The sequence below is a fragment of the Kosakonia sp. CCTCC M2018092 genome (assembly GCF_003864115.1).
GTDB lineage: Bacteria > Pseudomonadota > Gammaproteobacteria > Enterobacterales > Enterobacteriaceae > Kosakonia > Kosakonia cowanii.
Window position 1 is genome coordinate 3,577,448 of the sequence record NZ_CP034225.1, and the last position, 14,074, is coordinate 3,591,521.

Genomic DNA, 14,074 nt, shown 5'->3' on the forward strand with positions numbered 1-14,074 from the left:
AATAATGAGAATTACCGTACTGGGATGCGGCGCCTTAGGGCAACTGTGGTTAACGGCACTGTGCAAGCAGGGACATGAGGTACAGGGCTGGTTACGTATCCCGCAACCTTATTGCAGTGTCAACCTGGTTGAAGAAGACGGCACGATTTTTAATGAGTCCCTGACGGCTAACGACCCCGATTTCCTGGCCCGCAGCGATCTGCTGCTGGTCACGCTTAAAGCCTGGCAGGTCTCCGATGCGGTTAAAGGGCTAGTTTCCTCGCTCTCGCCCGCCACACCGGTGCTACTGCTGCATAACGGCATGGGCACCGTAGAAGAGCTGAAATCCCTGCCCAATCCGCTGCTGATGGGCACCACCACCCATGCTGCGCGCCGCGATGGCAATGTGATTATTCATGTCGCCAGCGGCATCACCCATATTGGCCCGGCGCGCGCGCAGGATGGCGAGTTCAGCTACCTCGCCGACACGCTGCAAATGGCGCTGCCGGATGTCGCCTGGCACAACACCATTCGCCCCGCGCTCTGGCGCAAGCTGGCGGTGAACTGCGTCATCAACCCGCTAACGGCGTTGCGCAACTGTAAGAATGGCGATCTACGTGACGCACCGGAAGATATTGAGAAGATCGCCCGCGAAGTGGCGGCGGTGATCGAGCGCGAAGGCCACCATATCTCCGCAGATGACCTGATTGCCTATGTCCATCAGGTGATTGAGAGCACGGCGGAGAATATCTCATCGATGCTGCAGGATGTGCGCGCGATGCGCCATACCGAATGCGATTACATTACCGGCTATCTGCTCAGACGCGCCCGTGCACACGGTATCGCGGTGCCTGAGAATGCCCGGCTGTTCGACCTGATTAAACGTAAGGAGAGTGAATATGAGCGCATCAGCTCTGATATGTCTCGCCCCTGGTAGTGAAGAGATGGAGGCGGTCACCACTATCGATCTGCTGGTGCGCGGCGGGATCGCAGTGACCACCGCCAGCGTAGCCAGCGACGGCGAGCTCGCGATCGTCTGCTCGCGTGGCGTAAAGCTGCTGGCGGACGCGCCGCTGGTTGAAGTGGCAGACGGGGATTACGACGTGATCGTGCTGCCCGGCGGGCTGAAGGGCGCGGAGTACATGCGCGATAACCCGCTGCTGGTAGAGACCGTGCGCCAGTTTCACCTCTCCGGGCGCATTGTTGCGGCAATTTGTGCCGCCGCCGGCACCGTGCTGGTGCCCCATCAGATCTTCCCGATGGGCAATATGACCGGTTTCCCGGGGCTTAAGGAGACGATCCCGGAGGCGCAGTGGCAGGATAAGCGCGTGGTATGGGATCCGCGCGTCAATCTGTTGACCAGCCAGGGACCGGGCACGGCGATTGATTTTGGTCTGAAGATTATCGATCTGCTGGTCGGGCGCGAAAAAGCCCACGAAGTGGCGTCACAGCTGGTGATGGCGGCAGGGATTTATAACTACTACGAAGCGTAGGCATTGGCACTGAATGCCGGATGGCGCTGACGCTTATCCGGCCTACGGGTAAGTGCGGTCTGTCTGCCGGATGGCGCTGGTGCTTATCCGGCCTACGGGTAGGTGTGGTCTGTTTGCCGGATGGCGCTGGCGCTTATCCGGCCTACGGGTATGTGCGGTCTGTCTGCCGGATGGCGCTGATGCTTATCCGGCCTACGGGTAGGCGCGGTTTGTTTGCCGGATGGCGCTGGTGCTTATCCGGCCTTCGGGTAGGTGCGGTTTGTTTGAATGCTATGCGGCAAACGAATCATGGCATGCTGCACCGCGTAGGCCGGATAAGGCGAAGCCGCCATCCGGCACAATCCACGGTGCTAACCATGGCACAACGCAAAACTACGGGCGATAAACCTTCACGTTGGTAAAGCCCTGCTCACGCAGATAAAGCGCCTGCAGGCGGCTCATCACGCCGCGCTCACACCACAATAGCCAGGTTTTGCTCTGATCGAGATCGCCAAACTTGGTGCTGAGCTTGTAAAACGGCAGCGACACCACATCCACGCCTTCCAGCTGCAGCGGCTTGTCATCCTGCTCATCGATGGAGCGGATATCGAGGATCGCATCATTCTCACCGAAGCCGGTTACCGTTTCGACTTCCACCACCTCTTCCGAGGTCTGCTGCGCGATTTCGCGAATATCGATATTGCTCGCTTCCGCGACCACTTTCTCAAGGATCGAGAAATCGAAGTTCGCCTCTTCCGCTTCAATCTTGCCTTTAACCGCTTTTACCGTCGGTTTTTTGGAGATCACGCCGCAATACTCCGGCATGGTGCGGGCAAAATCTTCGGTGCCGATTTTACGCGCCAGATCGATGATGTGCTCTTTATCGTGAGAGATAAGCGGGCGCAGAATCAGCGTATCGGAGACGTTATCAATCAAACGCAGGTTGGTCAGCGTCTGGCTGGAGACCTGGCCCAGCGCTTCGCCGGTCACCAGCGCCTGCACGCCGTAGCGCTCGGCTACCTGAGAGGCTGCACGGACCATCATGCGTTTCAGCACCACGCCCATCTGGCCATCGTCGACTTTTTCGAGGATCTCGCCCACTACCGGCTCAAAGTTGATCGCCACAAAGCGCACGCGGTGGGAACTGCCAAAGCGGTTCCATAAATAGTGCGCCACCTGACGTACGCCGATTTCATGCGCCGCGCCGCCGAGGTTAAAGAAGCAGTAGTGTACGCGGCAACCGCGACGCATCAGCATATAGCTGGAGACGCCAGAGTCGAACCCGCCGGAGATGAGCGACAGCACATCTTCCTGCGTGCCGATCGGGAAGCCGCCAATACCTTCATAACGGCCCTTCACCAGCAGCAGGCGATCGTCTTCAATCTCCAGATGCACAGTCACATCCGGATGGGTCAATTTAACCTTTGCCGACGCAACGTGTTGATTAAGGCCGCCGCCGATGTAGCGTTCTGCTTCGATCGAGCTAAACTCATGTTGCCCGCGGCGTTTTACCCGCACGCAGAAAGTTTTGCCTTCGATTGCATCGCGATACTGCGCCAGCGCTTTCTCAAAAATGTCGTGCAGAGAGGTAAACGGAACATCTTCCACCTCCAGCACATGGTGAATGCCCGGCACGCGGGTCAGCGCATCGCGGATGGCCAGACGTTGGTTCTCGTCTTTGGCACGCACTTCAATATGGTCCCAGTGGCGCACAACAGCGAGCGCCTCATCGTAGTGCTTCAGAACGTTACGAATGTTCCCGGTGAGAATTTTAATAAAGCGCAAACGCACAGATTGGCTTTTGATGGTGATTTCCGGGAACAATTTAATGATAAACTTCATGGCGGCAATGGTTCGTTGGCAAGCCTGCAAAGGCCTGTAGAGGAAAATTTACAGCAGCCCCTACCCGCGGCTGCATCCAGGCGCGGAAGTATACCACCATCGCGAAGATCATGTGCAACGCATTACCACTGAGCGTTATTTGCTATGTGCCCCGACTTCGCTACCATAACGTAGTCGGAATAATAGAAGAGTCAGACATTCACTATGCCAAAGAAAAACGACGCACCCGCCAGTTTCGAAACCGCGCTGAGCGAACTGGAACAGATTGTCACTCGTCTTGAAAGCGGTGAACTGCCGCTTGAAGAGGCCCTGAACGAATTCGAACGCGGCGTCCAGCTGGCCCGCCAGGGACAGGTTAAGCTTCAGCAGGCGGAGCAGCGCGTACAGATCCTGCTCTCCGATACCGAAGAGGCGCCGTTAACCCCTTTCGCTCCGGATGCTGAATAGATGGATTTCAATCAACAACTGCAGGCCTGCGTTGAACAGGCCAACGACGCGCTGCGCCGTTTCATCGATCCCTTACCCTTTCAGAACACTCCGCTGGTTGAGGCGATGCAGTATGGCGCACTCTTAGGCGGTAAGCGCCTGCGCCCATTTTTGGTTTATGCCACCGGCCGCATGTTCGGCGTCAGCCAGCAAACGCTGGATGCGCCCGCCGCAGCGGTGGAGTGCATTCATGCTTACTCATTAATGCATGACGATCTGCCGGCGATGGACGACGACGATCTGCGTCGCGGTCTGCCCACCTGCCATATTAAATTTGGCGAAGCCAATGCCATTCTCGCGGGCGATGCCTTGCAGACGCTGGCCTTCTCGATCCTGACGGAAGCGCCGATGGCGAATGTCGCCGCAGAAGATCGCCTGGCGATGGTCGCCACCCTCGCAAACGCCAGCGGCGTTGCCGGGATGTGCGGCGGGCAGGCGCTGGATCTGGCAGCGGAGAATGAGCAGGTTTCTCTGGAAGGGCTGGAGCAGATCCACCGTCATAAAACGGGCGCGCTTATCTGCGCGGCGGTAAAAATGGGCGCTCTGAGCGCCGGGCAACGCGGTCGCGACGCGCTGCCGCTGCTCGAACGCTACGCGCAGTGTGTCGGCCTGGCGTTTCAGGTTCAGGATGACATCCTCGATGTGGTCGGCGATACTGCGACCCTTGGCAAACGCCAGGGTGCTGACCAGCAACTGGGTAAAAGCACCTACCCCGCACTACTGGGCCTTGAGCAAGCCCGCACGAAAGCCCGCGATCTGATTGACGATGCCCGCCAGGCGCTGAGCCTGCTGTCGGCGCAATCGCTGGATACGACGGCACTGGAAGCACTGGCGAATTATATAATCCAGCGTGATAAATAACGATATAACACGATGAGTCCGAGTCTCTGATGAGTTTTGATACAGCCAAATACCCGACGCTGGCGCTGGTTGATACCACGCAAGAGTTGCGCCTGCTGCCGAAAGAGAGTTTACCGAAACTGTGCGACGAACTGCGTCGCTACCTTCTCGACAGCGTAAGCCGCTCCAGTGGACACTTCGCCTCCGGGCTTGGCACGGTTGAACTGACCGTGGCGCTGCATTACGTCTATAACACGCCCTTCGATCAGTTAATCTGGGACGTCGGCCACCAGGCCTATCCGCACAAAATCCTCACCGGTCGCCGCGACAAAATCGGCACCATCCGGCAGAAAAACGGCCTGCACCCCTTCCCGTGGCGCGGCGAGAGTGAATATGACGTGCTGAGTGTCGGTCACTCCTCCACCTCCATCAGCGCCGGGATCGGCGTGGCCGTGGCAGCCGCGAAAGAGAATAAGCAGCGTCGTACCGTCTGCGTGATTGGCGATGGTGCCATCACCGCGGGTATGGCATTTGAAGCAATGAACCACGCCGGGGATATTCGCCCGGATATGCTGGTGGTGCTTAACGACAACGAGATGTCGATCTCCGAGAACGTTGGCGCGCTGAATAATCATCTGGCGAAGCTGCTCTCCGGCAAGCTCTACTCCACCCTGCGCGAAGGCGGGAAAAAAGTGCTCTCCGGCGTGCCGCCAATCAAAGAGCTGCTGAAACGCACCGAAGAGCATATTAAAGGCATGGTCGTGCCGGGCACGCTGTTTGAAGAGCTGGGCTTTAACTATATCGGCCCGGTGGACGGTCACGATGTGCTGGCCCTGGTGCAGACGCTGCGTAATATGCGCGATCTGAAAGGCCCGCAGTTCCTGCATATCATGACCAAAAAAGGGCGCGGCTATGAGCCGGCCGAGAAAGATCCCATCACTTTCCACGCTGTGCCGAAGTTCGATCCAACCAGCGGCACCCTGCCGAAAAGCAGCGGCGGTATGCCGAGCTATTCGAAAATCTTCGGCGACTGGCTGTGTGAAACCGCGGCTAAAGATAACAAGTTAATGGCCGTTACCCCGGCGATGCGCGAAGGCTCCGGCATGGTTGAGTTCTCGCGCAAATATCCCGGGCAATATTTTGATGTCGCCATTGCCGAGCAGCACGCGGTCACTTTTGCCGCCGGGCTGGCGATTGGCGGTTATAAACCGGTGGTGGCGATCTACTCTACTTTCCTGCAACGCGCCTACGATCAGGTGATCCACGACGTGGCGATCCAGAAGCTGCCGGTGCTGTTTGCTATCGATCGCGCCGGGATTGTTGGCGCGGACGGCCAGACCCACCAGGGGGCGTTTGATATCTCCTATCTGCGCTGCATCCCCGATATGGTAGTGATGACGCCAAGTGATGAGAACGAATGCCGCCAGATGCTCTTTACCGGCTACCACTACACGGATGGCCCGAGCGCCGTGCGCTACCCGCGCGGTAACGCGGTCGGCGTGACGCTGGAGCCGCTGGCGAAACTGCCTATCGGTAAAGGCGTGGTGAAACGCAAAGGCGAGAAGGTAGCGATCCTCAACTTCGGTACTCTGTTGCCGGAAGCAGCTAAAGCCGCCGAGGCGCTGAACGCGACGCTTATCGATATGCGTTTTGCCAAGCCGCTCGATGAAGCGCTGATCCTGCAGGCGGCCGCGCAGCACGAGGTGCTGGTAACGCTTGAAGAGAATGCCATTGCGGGCGGTGCCGGCAGCGGCGTTAACGAAGTGCTGATGGCGAAACGCAAACCGGTGCCGGTGCTCAACCTCGGCCTGCCGGACTTCTTTATTCCGCAGGGTACGCAGGATGAAGCGCGCGCCGAGATTGGCCTCGACGCCGCCGGTATCGAATCGCGCATCAAAAACTGGCTCGCCTGATTCCGCCCTTTTCCGCTCCTGCTATGCTTAAGCCTAATTCGTGACCAGCAGGAGTGGAACCATGCAATACAACACATTAGGGAAAACAGACCTCAAGGTCTCCCGCCTTTGCCTTGGCTGTATGACCTTTGGCGAGCCGGACCGGGGTAAACATGCCTGGACGCTGCCGGAAGAGAGCAGCCGCCCGATTATTCAACGCGCGCTGGAAGGCGGGATTAACTTCTTTGATACCGCCAACAGCTACTCCGACGGCAGCAGTGAAGAGATTGTCGGCCGTGCGCTGCGCGATTTCGCCCGCCGCGATGAAGTCGTTGTCGCCACCAAGGTTTACCATCAGGTCGGCGATCTGGCAGAAGGCCTCTCCCGCGCGCAGATCCTGCGCTCCATCGATGACAGCCTGCAACGCCTCGGCATGGAGTATGTCGATCTGCTGCAAATCCACCGCTGGGACTACAACACACCGATTGAAGAGACGCTGGAAGCGCTGAACGATGTGGTGAAAGCGGGTAAAGCGCGCTATATCGGTGCCTCTTCCATGCACGCCAGCCAGTTCGCGCAGGCGCTTGCCTTGCAGGAGCAGCACGGCTGGGCGCGCTTTGTCACCATGCAGAATCACTACAATCTTATCTACCGTGAAGAAGAGCGCGAGATGCTGCCGCTCTGCTACAAAGAGGGCGTGGCGATTATTCCGTGGAGCCCGCTGGCGCGCGGACGTTTGACTCGCCCATGGGGGGAAACCACCGCCCGTCTGGTCTCCGATGAGTTTGGCAAAACCCTGTATAGCGAAACGGATGCCAATGATGCGCAGATCGCCGAACGTCTGGCGAGCGTAGCAGAGGAGCTGGGCGCGTCGCGCGCGCAGGTAGCGCTGGCGTGGTTGTTGAGTAAGCCTGGCGTTGCCGCCCCGATTATTGGCGCGTCGCGCGAGGATCAGCTGGAAGAGTTGTTAGGTGCGGTAGAGTTAACGCTGAAGCCGGAGCAGATTGCCGAGCTGGAGATGCCCTATAAACAGCACCCGGTGGTGGGATTTAAGTAACGCGCGGATAAGTTGCCGGATGGCGGCTTGCGCCTTATCCGGCCTACGCCCAGATGATAATTCAGTGTCGTAGGCCTGATAAGCAAAGCGCCATCAGGCATTTCCACCGCATCCACATGCCAGCCCGGAATCGTAGGCCTGATAAGCGCAGCACCATCAGGCATTACCCCGCAGCCGGGCTGATTGCCGGATGGCGGCTCGCGCCTTATCCGGCCTACGCTCAGATGCCAATTCGGTACCGTAGGCCTGATAAGCGCAGCGCCATCAGGAATTTTCCACCGCATCCACATGCAAACCCGGAACCGTAGGCCTGATAAGCGCAGCACCATCAGGCATTACCCCGCAGCCGGGCTGATTGCCGGATGGCGGCTCGCGCCTTATCCGGCCTACGCTCAGATGCCAATACGGTGTTGTAGGCCTGATAAGCGCAGCGCCATCAGGCAATTCGCCGCAGCCTAATAGCGCTAAATCAGCCCAATCGGCCAATGATGACCAATCACGTAGAGCAACCCGGCGGCGACAATCCCGGCGACGATATCGTCGACCATAATCCCCATGCCGCCGTGCACGTTGCGATCGAACCAGCGGATCGGCCACGGTTTCCAGATATCAAAAATGCGAAACAGCACAAACCCAAGCGCGACCCACTGCCAGTCATTAGTGGGCAGCGCCATCAGGGTGATCCACATGCCGATAAACTCATCCCAGACGATACTGCCGTGATCGTGCACGCCCATATCTTTTGCCGTCTGATGGCAGAGATAAACGCCCAGCGAGATCCCCAGCATCACCAGCAGCGAATAGAGCTGCCAGGGCAGGAAGGTCATCAGCCACCAGAAGGGGATCGCCGCAATCGACCCCATGGTGCCGGGCATAAAAGGAATCAATCCGCTGCCAAACCCGGTCGCCATCAGGTGCCAGGGGTTACGCATAGTGAGACGGCTTTTAGCGATATCTTTATCTTTAGTGCGCTGCAAAATGGTCATATCCTTTCCAGTCGAGGGTGACGGCTTTTCCCTCGCGAGTGAAGTAGAGCCCCTCCCCGTCCGCGCCCATCTGCCCGATGCAGGTAAACGGTGCGCCCAGCTGACCAATCGCCACATCCAGTGCGCCGCGATTCAGTTCAGGGACGGTAAAGCAGAGTTCATAATCCTCTCCGCCGGACAACGCCCAGCGCAGCGCCTGATCCGGCTCGACATGGCGGCGCATGGCATCAGACAGCGGGATCGCATCAAGATCGATCCGCGCGCCAAACCCGCTCGCTTTCAGGATATGCCCGAGATCGGAGATAAGACCATCTGAGAGATCGATGGCCGAGCTTGCGAGGTTACGCAGCGCCTGGCCCTGCAGCACGCGCGCCGTCGGGCGCAGATGGCGCTTCATAAGATAAGCCGCATCATCGCTGTCGCTGACGGTTAAACGGTTTTGTAAAATCGCCAGCCCGGCAGCGCTGTCGCCCGGCGTACCGGTGACATAGATCCAGTCGCCCGGCTTCGCGCCGGAGCGCTTCATCGCACGGCCTGCCGGCACATAGCCATGAATACCAATAGTCATCGACAGCGGCCCACGGGTGGTATCGCCGCCGATAAGCTGCATATCGTAGTAACTTATTTGCTCAAACAGACTGTCGCTGAAGGCCTGCAACCACGCTTCGTCGGCTTCGGGCAGCGTTAACGCCAGCGTCAGCCAGGCAGGATCGGCACCCATCGCTGCCAGATCGCTGAGATTAGAAGCCATCGCTTTCCAGGCCAGATCGGCAGGATCGATATCAGGGAGAAAATGGTTACCCGCCACCAGCGTGTCGACGCTAATTGCCAGGGTCTGTTTTTCGGGGACATTGAGCAGCGCACAATCGTCACCGATACCGGTTTCGACGTCGCGACGTGAAGTTCGTACGCGGTCAAAATAACGGGCAATCAGGGAGAATTCACCGCATGCCATACGTTATTCCTCTGTAGAAAAAAGAAAAAGCCGGGACCGGCGCGCTGAAAGCATCGCCCGTCACCGGCTTGCGGATCACTTCTTGTGGGGACGGATCGCAGGTGCGGCTTTATCCAGCACGCCGTTCACAAACTTATGGCTGTCTTCCGCGCCAAAGGTTTTAGCCAGTTCGATAGCTTCGTTGATCGCCACTTTGTAGGGCACATCATCACGTTTAGAGAGTTCGAACAGCGCGATACGCAATACCGCTTTCTCAACCTGACCCAGCTCTTCGAGCAGACGGGAGAGGTATGGCTTCATCAGGCCATCGAGATATGCGCTATTAGTCGCCACCCCGTTCAACAGTTCACGGAAGTACACGACGTCAACATCTTTCACGTCCTGTTCCGCCAGGAACTGGTATTCAACATCAGTGATGTCGTTCTGGGACAACTGCCAGGAGTAAAGCGCCTGAACGGCACACTCACGGGCGCGGCGACGAGCAGCAGGTTTCACGTAATTCCCCTTACAAAATTCAAGCCTTGATGGCTTTCAATACATTAATCATTTCAAGCGCGGTCAGTGCAGCTTCCGCACCTTTATTACCGGCTTTGGTGCCAGCGCGTTCGATGGCCTGTTCAATACTTTCTGTGGTGAGCACGCCGAATGCGACCGGAATGGCGCTCTCCTGCGCGACATGCGCCAGGCCGTTGCTTGCGCCGCCTGCCACATACTCAAAATGCGCAGTGCCGCCGCGAATCACGGTGCCGAGCGCAATCACGGCATCATATTTGCCGGTTTTCGCCAGCTCGCCTGCGGCCAGCGGCAGCTCGTAAGCACCCGGAACCCACACGACGGTGATGTTATCGTCCTGCACCTGACCAATACGTTTCAGGGCATCGATCGCGCCTTCCAGCAGACTGTCATTGATAAAGTTGTTGAAACGCGCAATGGTGATGGCGACGCGAGCGTCCGGAGCAGCAACGTTGGCTTCAATAATGTTCATACACTTCCTTCACAGGTTCAGTTCGGACCCCGCAGGGGGGCGGATTTTAGCATACTATTTAACGCGCTGCTTCCCTTTTACAGCAGGCTTCACGCGTTGGTGAGGTGCAGGCAAACATCAGGGCCAACCTGCCGTATCTCACTGAAATTAAAGCGCGGCGCATCGGCAAGCGCCGTTAATCCTGGTAACTGGCAGAGCCCGCGCGCATCGCTGCCTAACAGTTTAGGCGCAAGATAGACCACCAGCTCATCAACCAGGCCCGCGTTCAGCAGCGCGCCTGCAAGCTCTGCGCCCGCCTCTACCCAGACGCTGTTGATCTGCTGTTTGCCGAGCATCATCATCAGCATCACCAGATCGGCATGGCCGTTATGCTCCGGCACGATGATTTCGCGCACGCTCTCGGGCCACGCGCGCGCATCGGCTTTGGTGCGCGCAAACCAGGTCTCACCCGGCTGGCTGACGATTTTATGCTGCGGCGTCACGCGATTCTGGCTGTCGATAATAATGCGCAGCGGCTGGCGCAGATCCGCTTCGGGATAGAGCGCCTGGCTGTCGCCGTTTAATTCGTTCCAGCGCACGGTCAGCGACGGATCGTCCGCCAGCACCGTGGCGCTGCTGCTGAGAATGGCATGGCTCTGCGCGCGCAACTGCTGCACGTCGCGTCGCGCCTGCACAGAGGTGATCCACTGGCTTTCGCCGCTCGCCATTGCCGTGCGCCCGTCGAGCGACGCGCCGAGCTTAAGCTGTACATAGGGAAAGCCGGTGCGCATACGCTTGAGAAAGCCTTTATTCAGCGCTTCGGCCTCGCTCATCATCAGGCCGTGGCTCACCGCAATCCCGGCCTGCTGTAAGCGATATAATCCGCGCCCGGCAACCTGCGGATTGGGATCCTGCATGGCGGCAACCACCCGCGATACTCCGGCGGCAATCAGCGCATCGCAGCAGGGCGGCGTGCGCCCGTGGTGGCTACAGGGTTCCAGCGTTACATACGCGGTGCCACCGCGCGCGCGATCGCCCGCCATGCACAGGGCATGCACTTCCGCGTGCGGCTCACCGGCGCGGTAGTGAAACCCTTCACCGACAATCTCGCCATTGTTAACAATCACGCAGCCGACGCGCGGATTCGGATGGGTGGTAAAGCGGCCGCGCTGCGCCAGTTTCAGCGCGCGCGCCATGTAGATTTCATCCTGCATGATCAGTCCTGTAGACGGGCGATCTCTTCGCCAAATTCGCGGATATCCTCGAAGCTGCGGTAGACGGAGGCAAAGCGCACATAGGCCACTTTATCGAGCTTTTTCAGCTGCTCCATTACCAGATTGCCGATCATCTTACTCGGCACTTCGCGTTCGCCGGTTGCGCGAAGTTGCGATTTAATATGGTTTAACGCCATTTCTACGTCATCGGCGCTTACCGGACGCTTCTCCAGCGCTTTCAACATGCCGCTGCGCAGCTTCTCTTCATTAAAGGGTTCACGCACATCATTGCTTTTTACTACGCGCGGCATCACAAGCTCTGCCACTTCAAAGGTGGTGAAACGCTCATTGCAAACCAGACACTGCCGACGGCGGCGAACGGATGAACCTTCTCCCACCAGGCGGGAATCGATGACTTTGGTGTCCACGGCGAAACAGAATGGGCAATGCATACGGGGTCCTGACGTGAGAGTTAACTGAAATCTATTTTAACCTGAAGTGGCATGACAACAAAGGCAGACCCTTTTTGAGACAATGGATCGATGGCAAGGCCGCAGTTGCGATCTACCATTACAGCGATCCTCCCCTTCAAGGAAACAGACGCAATGACAAGACGTTACCTAAGAACACTGTTGCTGGGAAGCCTTTTTACCCTCAGCGCCTGCGCTCCGCAAAGCGAAGTCCGCCAGCTCCACCAAAGCGTCAGCACGCTCAATAAAGAGATGAGCAAGCTGAACCAGGAGACGGTCAAAATCACACAGCAAAACAGCCTTAATGCCAAATCCGGCAGCGGCGCCTACCTGCTGCCCGGTGCCAATACCCCTGCGCTGCTGAAAAGCCAGATTGGCACACTGCGTATGTCGCTGAAAGATATCGCGCCAAACGCCGCCGGAACGCGCGTTGTGCTGCATATTCAGGGTCAGTCCAACGATCCGCTGCCCGCCTTTAGCGGCACCATTGAGTATGGTCAGCTTCAGGGCACTACCGAGAACTATCAGGAAGTGAATGTGCAAAATCAGCTGATTAACGCTCCAGCCAGCACGCTGGCACCGAGCGATGTGGACATTCCATTGCAGCTTAATGGCATCACGCCTGAACAACTTGGTTTTGTGCGCGTTCACGATATCCAGCCCGCTAACGTCCAGTAACTTCTCTTCTGCGGGCGAGCCTCTCGCCCGCCCTTTCACGGCTCCGTTTTTCAGCTGCTTCGCAACGTTGATATTCATCAATTGGCATTATCAATAAATGTCAGTACAATCGCCGCCGTTTAAACGACGCAAACGTGAACGCAATCGATTACGTATATGTCAATAATGTGAAACAACACATATTTTTGTGAGCGTGGATACTTATAATAGGCGCGCAGAAATATGAAACATTTAGCAATGTAATGCGTGCTTACTTTCACTCCCGTCTGGGATCTTAATCAGTGGCGTAATGATGAAAAAAACTCTCCTCGCAGCCGGTGCCGCACTGGCGCTTACCGCTTCTTTCTCTGCCAGCGCAGCGGAAACCAGCAAACCTGAATTTGTCTCCGACTGGTGGCATCAGAGCGTGAACGTGGTGGGCAGCTATCACACCCGTTTCGGACCGGTTCCGCGTAACGATACCTATCTGGAGTATGAAGCCTTCGCCAAAAAAGATTGGTTCGACTTCTACGGCTACCTGGATGCGCCGGTCTTCTTCGGCGGCAACTCCGGCGCGAAGGGGATCTGGAACCACGGCTCTCCGCTGTTTATGGAGATTGAACCGCGCTTCTCCATCGATAAGCTGACCAATACCGATCTGAGCTTCGGTCCGTTCAAAGAGTGGTATTTCGCCAACAACTATATTTACGACATGGGCCGTAACGCGTCCGGTCGCCAGAGCACCTGGTATATGGGTCTGGGCACCGATATCGACACCGGCCTGCCGATGAGCCTCTCCCTGAACGTCTATGCGAAATACCAGTGGCAAAACTATGGCGCAGAGAACGAAAACGAGTGGGACGGCTATCGCTTCAAAGTGAAATACTTTGTGCCGATCACGCCACTGTGGGGCGGCCAGCTGAGCTATATTGGCTTCACCAACTTCGACTGGGGCTCCAAACTGGGCGATCGCCGCTACTACAGCAATGGCGAACAGCAGCGTACCAGCGACTCGATCGCCTCAAGCCACATCCTCGCGCTGAGCTACGATCACTGGCACTACTCCGTCGTTGCCCGTTACTGGCATAATGGCGGTCAGTTCAAAGATGATGCGATGCTTGGCACTACTACCGTCCGCTCTACCGGCTGGGGTGGTTACCTGGTGGTCGGCTACAACTTCTGATTCTGCTCTCTGAAAAAGCCGACCACGAGTCGGCTTTTTTTTATGCCCGAACGCCGCTGAATAAAAATCCGAAAACA

General features: G+C 57.5%; 15 protein-coding genes. 8 read left to right on the plus strand and 7 right to left on the minus strand.

The window, feature by feature from the left end; translation table 11 throughout:
- Window positions 1-4: 4 nt before the first annotated feature.
- Complete coding sequence (panE, locus tag EH164_RS17045) at window positions 5-916, plus strand: 2-dehydropantoate 2-reductase (protein ID WP_124969427.1); 912 nt, start codon at window positions 5-7, stop codon at window positions 914-916.
- Complete coding sequence (gene yajL / locus EH164_RS17050; RefSeq protein ID WP_124969429.1) at window positions 879-1,472, plus strand: protein deglycase YajL; 594 nt, start codon at window positions 879-881, stop codon at window positions 1,470-1,472. Before panE ends, yajL begins: the two co-directional genes overlap by 38 nt.
- 372 nt (window positions 1,473-1,844) lie before the next feature.
- On the opposite strand, the gene thiI is transcribed toward yajL, so the two are convergent.
- Window positions 1,845-3,293, minus strand: coding sequence for a tRNA uracil 4-sulfurtransferase ThiI (thiI, locus tag EH164_RS17055; protein ID WP_042712110.1), 1,449 nt, complete (start codon window positions 3,291-3,293; stop codon window positions 1,845-1,847).
- A 204-nt stretch (window positions 3,294-3,497) separates the two neighbouring features.
- Between thiI and xseB the strand changes: the two genes are divergently transcribed.
- From xseB to EH164_RS17075, 4 genes are all read left to right on the plus strand, one after another.
- Complete coding sequence (xseB, locus tag EH164_RS17060; protein ID WP_023481901.1) at window positions 3,498-3,740, plus strand: exodeoxyribonuclease VII small subunit; 243 nt, start codon at window positions 3,498-3,500, stop codon at window positions 3,738-3,740.
- Window positions 3,741-4,640 carry a (2E,6E)-farnesyl diphosphate synthase gene (gene ispA, locus EH164_RS17065; protein ID WP_124969431.1) on the plus strand — a complete coding sequence of 300 codons (900 nt, stop codon included), beginning with the start codon at window positions 3,741-3,743 and terminating at the stop codon, window positions 4,638-4,640.
- Window positions 4,641-4,669: 29 nt separating this feature from the next.
- Complete coding sequence (gene dxs, locus EH164_RS17070; protein ID WP_124969433.1) at window positions 4,670-6,532, plus strand: 1-deoxy-D-xylulose-5-phosphate synthase; 1,863 nt, start codon at window positions 4,670-4,672, stop codon at window positions 6,530-6,532.
- A gap of 61 nt (window positions 6,533-6,593) precedes the next feature.
- Window positions 6,594-7,568, plus strand: a complete 975-nt coding sequence (locus tag EH164_RS17075; protein ID WP_124969435.1) for an aldo/keto reductase — start codon at window positions 6,594-6,596, stop codon at window positions 7,566-7,568.
- 464 nt (window positions 7,569-8,032) lie between these two features.
- Here the strand turns inward: EH164_RS17075 and pgpA are convergent, their stop codons facing one another.
- The 6 genes from pgpA to nrdR all read right to left on the minus strand — a co-directional run bounded on the left by pgpA (window position 8,033) and on the right by nrdR (window position 12,139).
- A complete protein-coding gene (pgpA, locus tag EH164_RS17085; protein WP_124969439.1) occupies window positions 8,033-8,554 on the minus strand; it encodes a phosphatidylglycerophosphatase A in 522 nt (173 codons plus the stop codon).
- A complete protein-coding gene (gene thiL / locus EH164_RS17090) occupies window positions 8,532-9,509 on the minus strand; it encodes a thiamine-phosphate kinase (protein ID WP_124969441.1) in 978 nt (325 codons plus the stop codon). The genes pgpA and thiL overlap by 23 nt, the downstream gene beginning before the upstream one ends.
- Before the next feature lie 75 nt (window positions 9,510-9,584).
- Entirely contained in the window at window positions 9,585-10,004 is a 420-nt protein-coding gene (gene nusB, locus EH164_RS17095; RefSeq protein ID WP_023481929.1) for a transcription antitermination factor NusB, read from the minus strand.
- A gap of 19 nt (window positions 10,005-10,023) precedes the next feature.
- Entirely contained in the window at window positions 10,024-10,494 is a 471-nt protein-coding gene (gene ribE, locus EH164_RS17100) for a 6,7-dimethyl-8-ribityllumazine synthase (protein WP_042712118.1), read from the minus strand.
- A gap of 89 nt (window positions 10,495-10,583) precedes the next feature.
- Window positions 10,584-11,687 carry a bifunctional diaminohydroxyphosphoribosylaminopyrimidine deaminase/5-amino-6-(5-phosphoribosylamino)uracil reductase RibD gene (gene ribD, locus EH164_RS17105; protein WP_124969443.1) on the minus strand — a complete coding sequence of 368 codons (1,104 nt, stop codon included), beginning with the start codon at window positions 11,685-11,687 and terminating at the stop codon, window positions 10,584-10,586.
- Window positions 11,688-11,689: 2 nt separating this feature from the next.
- On the minus strand, window positions 11,690-12,139 hold the full coding sequence (gene nrdR / locus EH164_RS17110) for a transcriptional regulator NrdR (RefSeq protein ID WP_023481939.1): 450 nt from the start codon (window positions 12,137-12,139) through the stop codon (window positions 11,690-11,692).
- A 153-nt stretch (window positions 12,140-12,292) separates the two neighbouring features.
- Between nrdR and EH164_RS17115 the strand changes: the two genes are divergently transcribed.
- Together EH164_RS17115 and EH164_RS17120 are read left to right on the plus strand one after the other, a co-directional pair.
- Window positions 12,293-12,835: a DUF3251 domain-containing protein gene (locus EH164_RS17115; protein ID WP_023481909.1), complete on the plus strand. Its 543-nt coding sequence runs from the start codon at window positions 12,293-12,295 to the stop codon at window positions 12,833-12,835.
- A gap of 292 nt (window positions 12,836-13,127) precedes the next feature.
- Window positions 13,128-13,997: a nucleoside-specific channel-forming protein Tsx gene (locus EH164_RS17120; protein WP_124971529.1), complete on the plus strand. Its 870-nt coding sequence runs from the start codon at window positions 13,128-13,130 to the stop codon at window positions 13,995-13,997.
- Window positions 13,998-14,074: the final 77 nt, after the last annotated feature.